Annotated in this window: 13 protein-coding genes; 1 reads left to right on the top strand and 12 read right to left on the bottom strand. The window is 67.4% G+C overall.

The genetic code is table 11. From position 1 onward, the window contains the following. Nucleotides 1–26 precede the first annotated feature (26 nt). The 5 genes from C0V75_RS18820 to C0V75_RS18800 form a co-directional block, all read right to left on the bottom strand. Complete coding sequence (locus C0V75_RS18820; RefSeq protein ID WP_101922521.1) at nucleotides 27–2,462, bottom strand: FAD-dependent oxidoreductase; 2,436 nt, start codon at nucleotides 2,460–2,462, stop codon at nucleotides 27–29. Continuing rightward, a complete protein-coding gene (locus C0V75_RS18815) occupies nucleotides 2,459–3,337 on the bottom strand; it encodes a phosphotransferase (RefSeq protein WP_101922520.1) in 879 nt (292 codons plus the stop codon). Before C0V75_RS18815 ends, C0V75_RS18820 begins: the two co-directional genes overlap by 4 nt. Next, entirely contained in the window at nucleotides 3,334–5,325 is a 1,992-nt protein-coding gene (locus C0V75_RS18810) for a proline/glycine betaine ABC transporter permease (RefSeq protein ID WP_101922519.1), read from the bottom strand. Before C0V75_RS18810 ends, C0V75_RS18815 begins: the two co-directional genes overlap by 4 nt. Next, nucleotides 5,322–6,347, bottom strand: coding sequence for a glycine betaine/L-proline ABC transporter ATP-binding protein (locus C0V75_RS18805; RefSeq protein ID WP_101922518.1), 1,026 nt, complete (start codon nucleotides 6,345–6,347; stop codon nucleotides 5,322–5,324). Before C0V75_RS18805 ends, C0V75_RS18810 begins: the two co-directional genes overlap by 4 nt. A 61-nt stretch (nucleotides 6,348–6,408) precedes the next feature. Further along, on the bottom strand, nucleotides 6,409–7,374 hold the full coding sequence (locus C0V75_RS18800) for an ABC transporter substrate-binding protein (protein ID WP_101922517.1): 966 nt from the start codon (nucleotides 7,372–7,374) through the stop codon (nucleotides 6,409–6,411). A gap of 197 nt (nucleotides 7,375–7,571) precedes the next feature. On the opposite strand from C0V75_RS18800, the gene C0V75_RS18795 reads away from it, so the two are divergent. Beyond that, nucleotides 7,572–8,339, top strand: a complete 768-nt coding sequence (locus C0V75_RS18795) for a DeoR/GlpR family DNA-binding transcription regulator (protein WP_216821481.1) — start codon at nucleotides 7,572–7,574, stop codon at nucleotides 8,337–8,339. A gap of 403 nt (nucleotides 8,340–8,742) precedes the next feature. Here C0V75_RS18795 and C0V75_RS18790 read toward each other — a convergent pair whose 3' ends face one another. The 7 genes from C0V75_RS18790 to C0V75_RS18760 form a co-directional block, all read right to left on the bottom strand. Continuing rightward, on the bottom strand, nucleotides 8,743–9,585 hold the full coding sequence (locus tag C0V75_RS18790; RefSeq protein ID WP_101922516.1) for an XdhC family protein: 843 nt from the start codon (nucleotides 9,583–9,585) through the stop codon (nucleotides 8,743–8,745). Next, on the bottom strand, nucleotides 9,582–10,754 hold the full coding sequence (locus C0V75_RS18785; RefSeq protein WP_101922515.1) for a VWA domain-containing protein: 1,173 nt from the start codon (nucleotides 10,752–10,754) through the stop codon (nucleotides 9,582–9,584). Before C0V75_RS18785 ends, C0V75_RS18790 begins: the two co-directional genes overlap by 4 nt. Continuing rightward, complete coding sequence (locus tag C0V75_RS18780) at nucleotides 10,751–11,611, bottom strand: MoxR family ATPase (protein ID WP_101922514.1); 861 nt, start codon at nucleotides 11,609–11,611, stop codon at nucleotides 10,751–10,753. The genes C0V75_RS18785 and C0V75_RS18780 overlap by 4 nt, the downstream gene beginning before the upstream one ends. A 119-nt stretch (nucleotides 11,612–11,730) precedes the next feature. After that, nucleotides 11,731–14,151 carry an aerobic carbon-monoxide dehydrogenase large subunit gene (locus tag C0V75_RS18775; protein ID WP_101922513.1) on the bottom strand — a complete coding sequence of 807 codons (2,421 nt, stop codon included), beginning with the start codon at nucleotides 14,149–14,151 and terminating at the stop codon, nucleotides 11,731–11,733. Then, the gene (locus C0V75_RS18770; protein WP_101922512.1) at nucleotides 14,148–14,639 is read right to left on the bottom strand and encodes a (2Fe-2S)-binding protein; all 492 of its coding nucleotides are present in this window, start codon (nucleotides 14,637–14,639) and stop codon (nucleotides 14,148–14,150) included. Before C0V75_RS18770 ends, C0V75_RS18775 begins: the two co-directional genes overlap by 4 nt. A gap of 11 nt (nucleotides 14,640–14,650) precedes the next feature. Further along, on the bottom strand, nucleotides 14,651–15,505 hold the full coding sequence (locus C0V75_RS18765) for a xanthine dehydrogenase family protein subunit M (protein WP_101922511.1): 855 nt from the start codon (nucleotides 15,503–15,505) through the stop codon (nucleotides 14,651–14,653). Between the two features lie 146 nt (nucleotides 15,506–15,651). Continuing rightward, complete coding sequence (locus C0V75_RS18760; RefSeq protein WP_101922510.1) at nucleotides 15,652–16,788, bottom strand: MHYT domain-containing protein; 1,137 nt, start codon at nucleotides 16,786–16,788, stop codon at nucleotides 15,652–15,654. Between the last annotated feature and the right edge of the window lie 98 nt (nucleotides 16,789–16,886).

Genomic DNA, 16,886 nt, shown 5'->3' with positions numbered 1-16,886 from the left:
TTGAGCCTCTGGTCTTGCCAGCGGGATCAGGCGCGGATGCGCCGGCCCTCCGGGTCGATCAGGGGGGAGAGGGTCAGGCGCGCGGGCAGGGTTTCGCCTGCGACGACGAGGTCGTAGCGGCCCGCCGTCATCCAATCCTCGGTCACGCCTTCGGGGTTGCGCAGATAGCCGTAGCCGATGCTTTTGCCGACCGTGTAGCCATAGCCGCCGGAGGTGAGGTAGCCCACGGGGGCACCGTCGCGCAGGATGGTTTCGCGGCCCACCAGCACGGCGTCGGGATCGTCGAGCGTGAAGCCCACGAAGCGTTTGGCGAGTGGTTTGGTCTGTGCGGCCTCCAGCGCCGCGCGACCCATGAATGGGGTGTTGGTCTTGAGTTTGACCGCCCAGCCGAGGCCCGCCTCGAAGGGCGTGTCATTGGGGGTGATGTCGGAGGACCAGGCGCGGTAGCCTTTTTCGAGCCGCAGGGATTCCAGCGCGCGATAGCCCACGGGGCGGATGGCGGTGCCGCCTGCGGCCATCAGCGCGTCGAAGACTGCGCCGGTATGGGCGAGGGGGGTGTGCAGTTCCCAGCCGAGTTCGCCGACATAGGTGACGCGCAGGGCGCGGATGGTGGCGCCTGCGATGGTGATTTCCCGCGCATGGCCGAAGGGGAAGGCGGTGTTGGAGACGTCTGCATCGGTGACTTTGGCCAGCACGTCGCGGGCCTGGGGGCCCATGAGGGAGAGGGTGCCCCAGTCTTCGGTCACGTCTGTCAGGGTGCAGCCGGTGGCGGGCAGGTGGTCGGCGATCCAGGCGAGGTCATGGGTGCGGAAGCCGGTGCCGGTGACGATGTAGAAGCGGTCACCCGACAGGCGGGCGACGGTGAGGTCGGCCTCGATCCCGCCGCGGGTGTTGAGAAGCTGGGTATAGGTCAGGCGGCCGGGTTCGCGGGCGACGCGATTGGCGCAGATGAATTCCAGCGCCTCGGCTGCCGCAGGGCCGGAGAGTTCGTATTTCGCGAAGGAGGATTGGTCGAAGATGCCGACCTTTTCGCGGACATGGGCGTGTTCCGTTCCCACAGGGGCGAACCAGTTCTGGCGGCCCATGCTGTAGATGTCGCGCGGCTCCATCCCCTCGGGCGCGAACCAGTTGGGGCGTTCCCAGCCGAGTTTGGAGCCGAAGACGGCGCGGTGGGTTTTGAGGCGTTGGTAGAGGGGCGAGGTGATGCGGGGGCGGCCGCTGGTGTATTCCTCATGCGGGAAGCCGATGGTGTAGTGTTTGCCATAAGCCTCCATCGTGCGGTCGAAGACCCATTGCCGGTCGCGGTGGAGGCCGGAGAAGCGGCGGATATCCACGACCCAGAGGTCGAGGGGGGCTTCGTCGCGCATGACCCATTCGGCCAGCACCCAGCCCGCGCCTCCTCCGCTCGCGATGCCGAAGGCGTTGAAGCCTGCGCCCACGAACATGTTGGCGCATTCCGGGGCGGGGCCGAGGATGAAGTTGCCGTCGGGGGTGAAGCTTTCCGCGCCGTTGATCATCTGTTTCACGCCTGTCTGTTCCAAGGCGGGGATGCGGGCGATGGCCTGTTCCAGATGCTGGGCGAAATGGTCGTAATCATCGTCGAAAAGGCGGAATTCCCAGTTCTTGGGGATATCGCCCGTGACCCAGCCCTGCGGGTTGGGTTCGTATCCGCCCATGACCAGACCGCCGACTTCTTCCTTGAAATAGGTCCGGCGGTCGGGGTCGCGCAGGGTGGGGGCGTCGGGGGAGAGGCCGTCGATCTTCTCGGTGATGATATATTGGTGTTTCACGGGTTGCAGCGGGACGGTGATGCCTGCCATGGCCCCGATCTCGCGCGCCCACATGCCGCCGCAGTTGACGACTTTCTCACACTGGATCGTGCCTTGGGTCGTGTGAACGGCGGTGATGCGGCGGCCGTCCATGGCAAAGCCCGTGACGGTGACGCCTTCATGCAGTTTCGCGCCATGCATCCGCGCGCCCTTGGCGAGGGATTGGGTGATGTCCGATGGGCTGGCCTGTCCATCGGTGGGCAGCCAGCTTGCCCCCACCAGATCGGAGGTGTCCATCAGGGGCCACATGCGTTTCACCTCGTCGGGCGAGATGAGGTGCATCTCCATCCCGAAGCTGCGGGCGGTGGTGGCGAGGCGGCGGTATTCGGTCCAGCGGTCGGGGTTCGTGGCAAGGCGCAGGCAGCCCGACATCTTCCACCCGGTATCAAGGCCCGTCTCGGCGGCGAGGCCCTTGTAGAGTTCCACGGAGTATTTGAGGACGCGGGTGATGGAGGCCGAGGCGCGGAGCTGCCCCACCAGCCCCGCCGCGTGCCAGGTGGAGCCGGAGGTGATCTGACCCTGTTCCAGCAGGACCACATCGGCCTTGTGGTCGCGGGCGAGGTGGTAGGCGGTGGAACAGCCGATGATGCCGCCGCCGATGACGACGATCTGGGCATGGGTGGGGAGGGTCATTTCGGGCTTCCGTGGCGGGAGTGATAGAGGGAGAGGGCGGCGTCGAGTTTCGCGAGGTTCTCGCGGGCATAGGCCTTGTAATCGGCCCCCGGCGCGGCGAGGTGGAGGTCGGAGACCATGGCCCACATCGCCTCTCGCAAGAGGCTGGTGCATTGCATGGCGTCGAAGGCGCGCAGGAGGGCGGGAGCGGGGCTTTCGCCGAAGTAGGTGGAGAGGAGGCGGTGGGTTTCTGCGGCTTCCATGCCTGCGTTGGAGGCGGCCCCGGCGAGGTCGAAAAGCGCGGTGCCGAAGCCTGCATATTCGTAGTCGATCAGCCAGAGGCGGGTGCCATCGTCGAGAAAGTTGGCGGGCAGAAGGTCGTGGTGACCAAAGATGAGGGGCAGGGGGATCTGTGCGCCTTCCAGTTCGGCGCAGAGGGAAAGGAGCGCGGGCAGGTCGGGGGTGAAGGGGCTGCCGCCCGCGCGGAGGGTGCGGGCATAGTCGCGGATCACGTGGAAGGGCCAGAAGAGGAAGGCCGCGCCTGCGATATGGGCGGGCATTTCGGCATGGAAGCGGCGGAGGAGGGTGGCGATGCGCTCGGGGTTGGCGCGCAGGTCATCGGGGCCCCAGGTGCGGGCGTTCAGATATTCGACGACGGTCACGCCGGGTTCGGCATGTTCGACGCGGGGGCCGAAGCCTGCGGCATGGGCGGCGCGGGCCACCATCACCTCGCGCGCGCGGTCCACGTGATGGAAGGGGTAGTCGCGGCCATAGCGGACGACATGGGTGCCTGTCTGATCGGTGACCTTCCAGCTTTCGTTGGAGAGGCCGCCGAGCAGGGGTTCGGCGGTGATGTCGCCCTTGAAGGGAAGGGTGCGGAGTTTTTCGGGGATCATGCGGTCCCTCCGAGGCCGAGTTTCGCGCGCTGTCTTTCGGCGGCGGCATGGATCAGGCGGTCGGCGATGATGGCGATGAAGGCGATGGCGAGGCCTGCGACAAGGCCGTTGCCGGGATTGGCCTTGGTCAGCGCGATATAGACGTCCTGCCCAAGGTCGCGGGTGCCGACGAGGGCGGTGATGACGAGCATCGAGAGGGCGAACATGATGGTCTGGTTCACGCCGAGCAGGATTTCCGGCAAAGCAAGGCGCAGGCGGATGCGGGTGAGGATCTGCCAGTCGGTGCAGCCCATGGCGCGGCCTGCTTCGATCAGCCTCGGGTCCACGCCTTGCAGGCCGAGGACGGTATAGCGGATGGCGGCGACCACGGCATAGGCCACGACGGCGATCATGGCGGTGAAGTCGCCCACGCGGAAGAGCATCACGACGGGCATCAGATAAACGAAGGAGGGCAGGGTTTGCAGCGTGTCGATCACCGCGCGGGTGATCGTCCAGGCCTTGTCGCGGTTGGCCACGGCGATGGCGATGGGAATGCCGATCATCAGGGCGAAAAGGGTGGAGAGGCCGCAGAGATAGACGGTGATCATGGCCTTTTCCCATTGCCCCGTCGCGGCGATGAGCAAGGAGAGGGAGGTGGTGAGGGCGGCGAGTTTCCAGCCGCCCAGACGCCAGCCGAGAAGGCCCAGAAGGGCGACCACGGCCAGCCAGGGGAGGGACAGGAGGAAGCGCTTTACCGGGACGAGGAGGAAGACGAGGATGGCGGTCTTGATCGCCTCCAGCATGTCGAAGAAGGTGAGGTTGATCCATTCCACCAGGGCCGCCCAGAAGGGGCTGGTCGTCAGGCGGGCGGCTTCGGGGTAGGTCTGGAGGGCTGGGGCGATCAGGCCCAGTGTCCATGTGATGGCGATGAGGGCGAGGGCGGCGGTCAGGTAGGGGTGACGCTGGACGAGCGTGCCATGGGGGGCTTCGGTCCGGCTGCGGCGGGCGAGCGCCTGCGAGAGGCGGTCGAGTGCGACGGCAAGGGCGACGATGGCAAGGCCCGCTTCCAGCCCTGCGCCGAAATCGAGGCGGCGGAGTGCGTTCAGCACGTCGAAGCCTAGGCCGCCCGCCCCGATCATCGAGGCGATGATGACCATGTTGAGCGAGAGCATGATGACCTGATTGACGCCCACCATCAGCGGTTCGCGGGCGGAAGGCACCAGCACGCGCCATGTCATCTGGCGCGGCGTGCAGCCGACCATGCGGCCGAGGTCGTGAATCTCGGACGGGACGCGTTGCAGGGCGAGGGTGGTGATGCGGGTCATCGGCGGCATGGCGTAGATGAGGGTTGCCACGATGGCCGCCGTGGGGCCGAAGCCGAAGAGGATGAGGATGGGGACGAGATAGGCAAAGACCGGCATGGTCTGCATCAGGTCGAGGAGCGGTTTCAGCGCCCGGTCGAGCCAGGGCATCCGCCAGGCGGCGATGCCGAGGAGGAGGCCGCCCAAGACCCCGATGGGCACGGCCACGATGATGGAGGCGAGCGTGACCATCGCGCTTTGCCATTGGCCGAAGATGGCGACGAAGCCCATGCAGAGCGTGACGGTCAGGGCGAGGGGCAAGCCGCCGGCATAGAGGCCGATAAGGGCGAAGAGGCCGATGACCGCGACCCAGGGCAGCGGCGGCCAGAGCTGGACCGCGCTGGAGCCTTCGCCGGAGAGTAGGCCGGTGGAAAGGAGCGACAGGACAAGGCTATAGGGCGCGTCGATCAGGTCGGCGAGGAAGCGGGTGACATCGGAAAAGGCGAGGGGGCCGATGGCGGCCTCTTTCACCAGCCAGGTGATGACGCCGCCGATCCAGCGGGCGGCAGGGATCTGCCATGACTTGGGGTAGTCGAAGGCGAAAGGGGCCAGTGTCTGGCCCCAGAGCCAGAGGATGGCGGCGAGGGCGAGGGCTACGCCCCAGATCAGGCGCGGTTGCGATGCTGAGGGAAAGGGAAGGGCCGTCATGCCGCGCCCCCGAGGATGAGGCGGATCGCGTCGTCGCGGTGCAGCGTGCCGATGGGGCGGCCTGCGGGATCGGTGACGGCTAGGGCGGTCGCGCCTTCGAGGAAGGCGCTGCCCGCCTCTGCCACTGTGGCGCGGGCGGGGATGGCGGCGGCGTCGGGCGGGGGCGGGGCGTCGATCATCAGGGATGCCACGCGCACCGCCTTGGCCTTGGGCACGGCGCGGGTGAATTCGCGGACGTAATCGGTGGCGGGATGGAGGACGAGGTCTTCGGGCGTGCCGGTCTGTTCGATGCGGCCGTCCTTCATTATGGCGATGCGGTCGGCCAGACGGATCGCCTCGTCGAAGTCATGGGTGATGAAGACGATGGTCTTTTTCAGCCGCGATTGCAGGCGGATGAATTCGTCCTGCAACTCGCGCCGGATCAGCGGGTCGAGCGCGGAGAAGGGTTCGTCGAGGAACCACAGTTCCGGTTCCACGGCGAGGGAGCGGGCGATGCCCACGCGCTGTTGCTGGCCGCCCGAAAGCTGGCGCGGGTAGCTGTCTTCGCGGCCCGAAAGGCCCACCAGCGCGATCATCTCGCGGGCGCGGGCCTCGCGGGCGGGGCGGGGCAGGCCCTGCACCTCCAAAGGGAAGGCCACGTTTTCGAGGACGGTCAGATGGGGCAGGAGGGCGAAGTGCTGGAACACCATGCCCATCTTGTGGCGGCGGATCTGGGTCATCTCGGCCTCGGAGGCGGCGAGGAGGTTCTGGCCGTTGAAGAGGATCTCGCCCGCCGTGGGTTCGGCGAGGCGCGAGAGGCAGCGGACGAGCGTGGACTTGCCTGAACCGGACAGGCCCATGATGACGAAAATCTCGCCTTCCTTCACCGTCAGGTCCACGGCGCGGACGGCCGGGACCAGCCCGGCGGCGAGCAGCCGGTCGGGGGCGGGGTCGTGGCCCAGCCGGGCGAAGGCATCCTCGGCACGGGCGCCGAAGACCTTCCAGACATTGCGGCAGACGAGTTTTGCAGGGGCGTCGGACATGCGGGGGCTTTGCGGAGGGGGCGGCGCGGAGGCCGCCCCGGTGCCGATGGGAGAGGGCGGATTACTGGGCGATCCAGCCGCTCCACCGTGCCTCATTCGCGGCCATCCAGTCGGCGACCACGGCCTCGATCGTCTTGCCGTTCAGGTCCACCTCGGTGATCATCGCGCCCATTTCGGCATTGTCGATGGTGAAGGCGGTGATGGCCTTGTGCGCGCCTGGCCATTTGTCCTTGAGCCCCGACCAGCCGACCTTCCAGATATCGCCGAAGGGTTTGCCGCAGTCATAGGCGAGGTCGGGATTCACGCCCACGGCGGGGTCGTTGTAGCACTCCACCGAATAGGTGGGGAATTCGACCCATTCGCCTTCGTATTTCGCGGGCGCCCAATGGGGGGCGTAGATCCACAGGAGGATCGGCGCCTGCCGTTGATAGGCGCTTTCCAGTTCGGCGAAGAGGGCGGCGTCGGTGCCGGCATGGATCACCTCGAAGGGCAGGCCCAAGGCCTCTACCCGTTCCTCGTCGAACCCGCCCCATGTGACGGGGCCGCCCAGATAGCGCCCATTGGGCGCGGTTTCGGGGGTGGAGAAGGCTTCGGCGCAGGCGGGGTCTTTCAGCGCCTCCCAATTGGGCAGGCCGGGGCAGAGCTCCTTCATGTAGGTGGGATACCACCATTCCTCTTTCGCCTGCATGCCCGTGGGGCCGAGGATTTCGACATTGCCGGTGGCCACGGAGGCATCCATCGCCTCGCGCCCCGTGGTTTCCCAGATTTCCATCGCGACATGCAGGTCGCCGGCTTCAAGGCCGGGGAACTGGGCGAGGTAGTCGGCCTGCACATATTCGACGCTGTAGCCTGCCTTTTTCAGGACCTCGCCCATGAGTTGGGTGGTGATGAGCTGACCGGTCCAGTCGTGGAGGGTGAGCTTGATCGGATCGGTCGACTCCTGCGCCATGGCGGTGAGGGCGGTGGTCGAGGCGATGAGGGCGGCAAGGCCCAAGGGGCGGAGGGTGGAACGGAGGGTGCGGGGCATGGTGAACTCCCTGTCAGAGGTTCGGATGGGCGGTGTCGGGTTCTTGTTGCGCGCCGGTCTGCGCGGGGTCTGCCGGGGCAAGGTTAGCGGGGGGGGGCGGCAGGCTGTCAATCCGATTCCGTGGAGGGTTGGAATTTCCTTGACCGGATGGGCGAGAGATGTTGTTGAACCAGTCAGAGTTTCCACAGAAATCGGTCATGGTTCGGGCGATGGTGTCGCGGCGGCAGTCGGAATTGATGGAATGGCTGGACGGGCGCGGGCGGGTGGCGATCACCGAGGTTGCCGCGGCGATGGGCGTTTCGGCAGAGACGGCGCGGCGGGATATCCGGGCGCTGGTGGATGCCGGGGCCGTGGTGCGCAGTCATGGCGCCGTGGGTTTGGCGGGGCAGACGGGCGAGGCCCCCTTTGACCGGCGGATGCGCGAGAATGCGGCGGCGAAACGGGCGATCGCGCGGGCGGTGGCGGCGGGGATCGCGGATGGCGCGTCGGTCATGCTGGACACCGGGACGACGACGAGTTTCATCGCGCGGGCGCTCTTGGGCCATCGGCGTCTGACGGTGGTGACGAATTCATCGGATATCGCGCGGACGCTGGCCACGGTGAACGGGAACCGGGTCTTCATGGCGGGGGGCGAGTTGCGCGGCGACAGTGGGGCGGCGCTGGGCGCGCCCGCGCTGGATTTCATCGCGCGGTTTTCGGTCGAACATGCGGTGATTTCGGCGGGGGCGGTGGATGCGGGGGGCGTGATGGATTACGACTTGCAGGAGGCAGAGTTCGCCCGCGCCGTGCTGGGCTGCGGCGGGCGGCGGATCGTGGCGACGGATGCGACGAAGTTCGGGCGGCGCGGGGTGATCCGGGTGGCGGGGTTCGGACAGATCGACCTGCTGGTGACGGACAGGATGCCGCCCGCCGATCTGGCGGCGGCCTTGGCCGGGGCCGGGACGGGGGTCGAGGTCGCCGTCTGAGGGCGGTTTTCCGTTTCGAACAGCCATGGGTTGTTTCGGTTGGGATGCGCAATCGGAGATTGCAAGTTTCGATCACCTTGGGGTTGCGCGCGGGTGCCACGCGTTCCGCGCCAAGGCAAGGATTGCCCTACTGGTGGGCGAGCCTGCCGGAGGCCGCGTCAGCGGACGATGGTCTTTGGTTTCAGGTAGGAAAAGCGGATCGGGCTGTCCTTGAGGGCATGGCAAAACCCTGCCTTCGACCCTGTGGAAGAGGACGCGATTGCAGCCCTGGGTTGTGCTTTTCGATCCAGCGATGAATCAGCAGCAGGGCAGCTTGATCGTGGCGAGGATGGCCATCTGTTCCGGCGTCGGCTTGGGCAGAAGGCGGGCGAGCAGGCCGGGTTTGGCGGGGGGCGCGGGTGCGTCAGCCATGGGCATCCTCCTTCCGGTCGGCGCTGCGGCGGATGAGGGTGAGTTCGGCGAGGATCGAGAGGGCGATTTCCTCGGGCGTGATGGCGTGGATGTTCAGGCCTGCGGGGGCGCGGATGGTGGCGAGCGCCTCGGCCGGGACGCCGCTTTCGGTCAGGCGGGCGGCGAGGGTGGCAAATTTGCGCCGCGATCCGACGAAGGCGATGTAATCTGCCCCCGCGGCGAGGGCGGCGCGCAGGGCGGCCTCGTCCCCCTTGCCTTGCGTGGCGATGACGATGAAACGCTGGCCTTCGGCATCGGTGTCGAGGGCGAAGCCGTCTTGCAGGCTGTCGGCGGCATCCTCCGGCAGGTCGGCGGCGGCGCCGGGGGCGGCGAGGGTGCGGTGCAGGTCGAAGCGGGCGGCGAGTTCCGTCAGGGCGAGGGCCACGGGACCGGCACCGAAGACCACAAGGCGCGGGCGGGGCAGGACGGGTTCGACGAAGATATCCATCGACCCGCGCGAGGGGCAGCCGTTGCGGGCGAAGCGGATGCCGTCGCGTTCTTCGCCGGGGGTGACGCCTTCGGCGGCGAGCAGGTCTTCGGGGCGGAGCGAGAGGAATTGCGGCTGGCCCGTGGTGATGGCTGCGACGCCTGCGCGGCCCACGGCGCCGCGCGCGCAGCCGCCGCCGATCCAGCCTTCGGCGATGGTGCCATCGGGCAGGATCAGGGCCTTGGCCCCCGGCTTGGCGCTGGTGGCGTCGAGCGTGCGGACGACGGTTGCGATGGCGAAGGGGCGGCCCGATGCGCGCAGGCGGGCGAGGGTGTTGTCGAAACGGTCGGCGAGGCGGGGGGCGGTCATAGGCGGGCAAGCTCCGTTTCCAGGGCGGCGAGGTCATCGAGCGTGGCGGCGGGGGCGAAGAGGTCGAGATGGGGCAGGGCGGCGGCCATGCCTGCGGCGACGGGGGCATAGTCGCGCCATCCCTTGAGCGGGTTGAGCCAGAGGATGCGGCAGCCGCGTTTCGACAGGCGGTCGAGGGCGATGCCGATCTCGGTTCCCGGCGCGCTGTCATAGCCGTCGGAGAGGATCATCACCACGGTCCGGCCATCGACATGCGACCGGGCATGGGTGGTGGCGAAGTGCTGGAGCGCCGCGCCGATGCGGCTGCCACCGCCGAAGCCATCGGCCAGAAGGGTGATGCGGTTGAGGGCGCGGAAGGGATCTTCATCCCGCAGCGCCTCGGTCACGCGGACGAGGCGGGTGTGGAAGAGATAGGCGTCGGCGGCGGGATCGGCGCGCATGAGCCCGGCGAGGAAGGCGAGGAAGGGGCGGGCATAGGGCTGCATGGAGCCCGAGACATCGACAAGGGCCGCGATGCGGAGGGGGCGGTCGGGTTGGCGGCGGCGTTTCAGGCGGAAGGGTTCGCCGCCGGTGGAGAGGCTGGCGCGCAGGGTGCGGCGCAGGTCGATCCTCGCGCCTTTGGCGGCGGCCTTGGCGCGGCGGGAGCGGCGGTCGCGCAGGGCCGCGCCGAGGCGGCGGGCGACGGTTTCGGCGAGGCGGATGTCATCGGCGGAAACCACCTCGCGCAGGTCGCGGCGGCGGAGGTTGGCGATACGGGTGGCGATAAGGCGGCCTTCACCGCCGGTATCGGCCTCGCCGTCCTTGGTGCTGTCGGGGCTGTCGGTCTTGCCCGAGCCGCCGCTGGCCGTGCCTTCGGCCTCTCGCGTGGCCTTGGCGGGGGGTGTGTTGGAGGGCACGGCCTTGCTGCGGACGCGGCCGCCGTTCCGCCAGTAGCTGTCGAAGACGGGGTCGAAGCGGGCCCAGTCTTCGGCGCTGCCGCAGCAGACGGATTTCAGCGCGCGGCGGGTTTCGGGTTCGGAACAGTCGGTGGCGGCGAGGGCTGCCAGCGCCGTTTCGGTTTCGGCGATGCCGAGGCGGAAGCCGTTGGCGCGGAGATGCGCCATGAAGCCCGCGAGGCGGGCCAGAGGGCCTGCGTCGCGGGCGGCGAAGCGGGTGACCTGCCCCCTCATGCGGCCTTCCCCGCAAGGCGCTGGGCGACCTCGGTCGTGATGATGGCGCGGTCGGATTGGGTTTTCAGCAGGGTGGCGAGGGCGGCCTGAAGGATGGCGGGGTCGGCGGAGAGGTCGGCCACGCCAAGGCCTGCAAGGGCGGCGGCGAAATCCAGCATCTCGGCAACGCCGGGTTTCTTTTCCAGTTCTTCCTTGCGCAGGGATTGGACGAAACCCACGATCTGACCCGCAAGCTGGTGGTTCAGCGCCGGGTGGCGGGTGGTGAGGATGCGGAGTTCGGTCTCCGTGTCGGGATAATCGACATGGGCATAGAGGCAGCGGCGGCGCAGTGCATCGGACAGGTCGCGGGTGCCGTTGGCGGTGAGGATGACCATGGGGCGCGTGGTGGCGCGCAGCGTGCCAAGCTCGGGGATGGTGATGGCGAAATCGGACAGGATTTCAAGAAGGTAGGCTTCGAATTCCTCATCCGCGCGGTCGATCTCGTCGATCAGCAGGACAGGGGCGACGGGTTGGCGGATCGCGCGCAGGAGGGGGCGTTCGAGGAGGTAGGTTTCCGAGAAGAGCCTGGCTTCATCCGCATGGTCGCCCTGGGCGCGGATGGCAAGAAGCTGGCGCGGATAGTTCCATTCATAGATCGCCTGCGCGGCGTCTAATCCTTCATAGCATTGCAGGCGGATGAGGTCGCAGCCCTTCCATGCCGCCAGCGCGCGGGCAACCTCGGTCTTGCCGACGCCTGCGGCGCCTTCCAGCAAGAGGGGGCGGCCAAGGGTCAGGGCAAGATGCAGCGCCATGGCGAGGTCGGGCGAGGCGACATAGCCCTGGGCGGAAAGGCCGGATTGGACGGTTTCGGCGGTCATGAGGTCCTTCCGTTGCGCAAGGCGGGGTGAACCCCGCCCTGCGTCATGCGTCCCGTAGGGCGGGGTTCACCCCGCCGCCCGAGGCGGTGCATGGGGCGGAGTTTGCCCGCCCCGCCTGTTCACCCGTGCAGGCCCAGAGCGCGGGCGATCTTCCAGATGCGCCAATGGTCATGCGGCATGTGGGATTGCCGCAGGCCGAAGGCGCGGAAGGCATCGTGGACCGCGTTCGAGAAGGCCGGAACCGACCCCACATTCGGGCTTTCGCCCACCCCTTTCGCCCCGATGGGGTGGTGGGGCGAGGGGGTCTCGGTGTGGTCGGTGGTGTAATGCGGCGTCTCCCATGCGGTGGGCAGGAAGAAATCCATCAGCGTGCCGGTCTTGACGTTGCCGATCTCGTCATAGGCGATCTCTTGCCCCATCGCGATGGCATAGCCTTCGGTCGCGCCGCCATGGACCTGGCCCTCGATCACCATCGGGTTGATGCGGGTGCCGCAGTCATCGAGCGCATAGAACTGGCGCACCTCGTGTTCGCCGGTGTCCACGTCGATCTCCATCACGGCGATATAGGCGCCGAAGGGATAGGTCATGTTGGGCGGGTCGTAGTAGGAGACCGCCTCCAGCCCCGGTTCGATGCCGGGGATCGCCTGATTATAGGCCGCATAGGCGATGTCCTTCATGGTCTTGAACCGTTCCGGCGCGCCCTTGACCTGGAAGCGGTCCACGTCCCATTCGAGGTCGCCTTCGTGGACTTCCAGCAGCCAGGCCGCGATCATCTGCGCCTTGGCGCGGATTTTCCGCCCGCAAAGCGCCGTCGCCGCCCCGGCAACGGGCGTCGAACGGGAGCCGTAGGTGCCAAGGCCGTAGGGGGCGGTGTCGGTATCGCCTTCCTCCACGGTGATGGAATCCGCCGAAAGCCCGATTTCCGAGGCGATGATCTGGGCGAAGGTTGTGGCGTGGCCCTGGCCCTGGCTGATGGTGCCGAGGCGGGCGATGGCCGATCCGGTGGGATGGATGCGGATTTCGCAGGAGTCGAACATGCCCATCCCGAGGATATCGCAGTTCTTGACCGGACCTGCACCGACGATTTCGGTGAAGTGGGTCAGGCCGATGCCCAGAAGCTTGCGCGTCTTGCCGGCCTTGAAATCGGCGATCCTTTGCGCCTGTTCGGCGCGGAGGCCGGTGTAGTTGACCGCCTCCAGCGCCTTGTCCCAGGCGGTGTGGTAATCGCCGGAGTCATATTCCCAGCCGAGTGCCGACTGATAGGGGAACTGGTCCTTGCGGATGAAGTTGATGCGGCGGAGTTCGGCTGCGTCCATGTTCAGTTCTATCGCCAGAACCTCGATCATCCGTTCGATGAAATAGGCGGCCTCGGTCACCCGGAAGGAGCAGCGATAGGCGACGCCGCCGGGGGCCTTGTTGGTATAGACGCCGTCCACGCCGACATATGCCACCGGGATGTCATAGCTGCCGGTACAGATGTGGAAGAAGCCTGCGGGAAATTTCGTCGGGTCGGCGCAGGCATCAAAGGCGCCGTGGTCCGCGGTGACGTGGCAATGCAGGGCCGTGATCTTTCCGTCCTTGGTGGCGCTGATGCGGCCCTTCATCCAGTAGTCGCGGGCGAAGGCGGTGGCCATGAGATTGTCCATCCGGTCTTCGACCCATTTCACCGGCTTGCCGGTGACGATGGAGGCGACGATGGCGCAGACATAGCCGGGATAGACGCCGACCTTGTTGCCGAAACCGCCGCCGATATCGGGCGAGACGACGCGGATGTTGTGTTCCTCGATCCCCGATAGGAGAGAGGCCACGGTGCGCACCACATGCGGGGCCTGGAAGGTGCCCCAGACGGTGAGCTTGCCGTTGACCTTGTCCATGCTGGCCACGCAGCCGCAGGTTTCCAGCGGGCAGGGATGGGTGCGGTGGTAATAGACCATTTCCTCGGCCACCACTTCGGCGGCGTCGAGCGCCTGTTCGGTCGCCTCCTTGTCGCCGGTTTCCCACAGGAAGATGTGGTTGTGGTGGCGGCGGGGGCCATGCGCGCCGGACATGATGCCGTTGAGGTCTTCGCGCAGGACGGCGGCATCGGGTTCCAGCGCCTTGAACGGGTCGGTGATGACGGGGAGTTCCTCGTAATCCACCTCCACCTTCTCGATGGCGTCGGCGGCGATGTAGCGGTCGGTGGCGACGACGAAGGCCACCTCCTGCCCCTGGAAGAGCACCTTGCCGTCGGCCAGCACCATCTGCTTGTCACCCGCCAGCGTGGGCATCCAGTGCAGGTTGAGCGGTGCGAGGTCGGCAGCGGTGAGGACCGCGATCACGCCGGGAATGGCCTTGGCGGCATCCGCGTTGATCGACTTGACGCGGGCATGGGCATAGGGCGAGCGGACGAAATCGCCAAACAGCATGCCGGGCATCTTGATGTCATCGACATAGTTGCCCTTGCCCTGGGTGAAGCGCGCGTCTTCCACGCGCTTGCGGCTGGAGCCGAGGCCCTTGAGATTGGCGATGCGTTCTTCGCGTGTCGGCGTCAGGTCGTTCATTCCGCGGCCTCCTTCGCATTCAGTTCGGCCGCAGCGGCCAGGATCGCCTTGACGATGTTCTGATAGCCCGTGCAGCGGCAGAGGTTGCCGGCCATGCCGAAGCGCACCTCTTCCTCGGTCGGCGCGGGGTTTTCCTGGAGCAGGCGATGCGCGCGGGTGATCATGCCCGGCGTGCAATAGCCGCATTGCAGCCCGTGATGTTCGCGGAACATCCGTTGCAGGACATGCAGGCCATCGGGGCCGCCAAGGCCTTCGATGGTGGTGATGTCGGCGCCATCGGCCTGCGCCACGAAGACGGTGCAGGCCTTCACCGAGCGACCGTTCATGTCGATGGTGCAGGCGCCGCAATGGCTGGTTTCGCAGCCGATATGCGGGCCGGTCAGCCCCAGCCTTTCGCGCAGCGTATGGATCAGGAGTTCGCGCGGTTCGGCGAGGAATTCCTGCGCCTCGCCGTTGACGGTGAGCGTGACGTGAATCTTCTTGGCCATGATCCCCTCCTTCAGGTGCGCGACCAGGCGCGGGCTATGGCGCGGGCGAGGATGACGCCCGCGACGTGACGCTTGAAGGCGATGGGGCCGCGATTGTCGGCCTGCGGGTCGATATCGGCCAGCATGGCGGCGATGGCGGCGGTGACGGCCTCGGTGCCGCAATCGGTGCCCAGCAATGCCTCGCCCGCCGCCTGCGACCAGACCGGCATGTCGGACAGGTTGGTCATCGCGATGGAGGCGAAGGAGACAGTGCCGCCCCGGCGGTTGAGCAGCACGGCGGCGGCGGCGGTGGCATAGTCGCCGATCTTGCGCTTTTGCTTTTCATAGGCGTAGCCGCCTGCGGGGACGGGGATCGTGATGCGGGTCAGGATTTCGTCATCCGCGCGGTCGGTGCTGTAGAGCCCGTGGTAGAAGTCGCGGGCGGCCACATCGCGGCTGCCGGAGGGCCCGGTGAGGGTGAAGCTCGCGTCGAGGCATTGCATCAGCCCCGGCATGTCATTGCCCGGATCGCCATTGGCGACATTGCCGCCGATGGTGCCGACATAGCGGACCTGCGGATCGGCGATCTGCAACGCTGCCTCGCGGATGAGCGGGATGGCGCGGGCGAGGCCGTCATGGGCGATCAGGTCGGATTGCGTGACCATCGCGCCGATCTGGACATGGTCGCTGGCGACGGTGATGCCCTTCAACTCGCCCACCGACTGAAGGTCCACAAGATGGGCGGGTTCCGCCATGCGCAGTTTCATCATGGGGATCAGGCTGTGCCCGCCCGCGATGACCCGCGCCTCGTCGCCGAGTTGTGCCAAGAGTCCGACCGCCGACGCAAGGTCGGTCGGCCGATGATATTCAAAGGCCGGTGGTATCATGTTCTCCTCCCCTCGGCGGCCGATGCGATGCCGGTCGCCGTTGGGAGGAAGCTATGGCGGGTCTCGTGCAAGTTGAGCGCCGCCGAACGAAGCGGGAAGGCAATTGCACGAACTGCGAAATGGCTGCACGAGTTGCGCGGGCGGGATCAGAGCCCCAGCGCGTCGCGCAGCGTGGCGAGGCGGGTGCGGCTGACGGGGATGCGGAGCGTGTCGGCGCCCTCGACGCTGCATTCGCCGGAGTCCTTGAGCCGTTCGAAGCGGGTGACGCGGGCGGGGTTCAGCAGATAGCTGCGATGCACGCGGAGGAAGCCGGCTGGTGCGAGCCGCTCTTCCGCCTCGGAGATGGACCAGGGGCAGAAGAGGGTTTCGGTTCCGCGCTGGAGCAGGGTGTAATGGCCTTCGGCGCGGACGACGGAAATGGTGGCCGGATCGAGGAAGAAGGTGCGCCCTTCCCGTTCATGCGGGATGCGGAGGGTGCCTTCGGGGCGGGGCGGTTCGGACCGGGCCGGGGCGGGAAAGGGCTGCGGGGCCGGTTCGCCGGTCGGTGCCGGGGCCGGGGTGGTGGCGGCGGTTTCCGGGGCGGGGAAGAAGGTGATGCCGCTGAGCAGGAAGGCCGCCGAGATGAGGAAGGCCGCAAGCGTGACGAGGATGGCAAGGGTCCCGTTTTCCAGCGCGGGACCGAGCGCGCCGGATTGCGGATCGGGCACGAAGCCCGTGCCGCCCATGGCGAAGAAATGCACCATGAACACCGCGCTGCCAAAGCCCGCCGCGCCGAGCAGGATGTTGCGATGGCCCCGTTCGGAATAGGCGAGGCGGATGGCGAGGATGGAGAGCGCGATGGAGGCCGCGAGCGCGCCGATGATGCCGGGGGCGGTATAGACGGGGCGGCAGAGTTCCATCCCCGACATGCCGATGTAATGCATCAGGGAAATGCCGCCGCCGACGATGGCCCCGGCCAGAACGAGGCTGCGCGGCGTGCGCGGGCGGAAATGCAGGATCAGGAGCGCGAGGCCCGTGAGCAGGATGGCGACAAGCGCCGAAAGCAGCGTCACCAGCGCGTCATAGGTATAGAGGATGGGCAGTTGCAGGCCCAGCATGGCGACGAAATGCATCGACCAGATGCCGCCGCCGAGGGCCACCGCCGCCATGGAGATGACGGCCTTGCGCTGGCCGACGGGCAGGGCATTGGCACCGCGGGTGAGCGACAGGCCGGTGAAGCCCGCCATCAGCGCGATGGCGAAGGCGGCCAGGACGAGCCAGGGGTCATGGCTGTAATCAAGCACGCGACAGCCTCCCCGCTGCCGATGACATCGCGCACAGCTTACAGGCAGGGGGGCCGGATCGGAAGGAGTTAGCGCGGTCATTCGGGGGCCTATACAGG

The sequence above is a fragment of the Tabrizicola sp. TH137 genome, assembly GCF_002855575.1.
Classification (GTDB): domain Bacteria; phylum Pseudomonadota; class Alphaproteobacteria; order Rhodobacterales; family Rhodobacteraceae; genus Paragemmobacter.
This window is presented reverse-complemented; position numbering and strand designations above follow the sequence as displayed.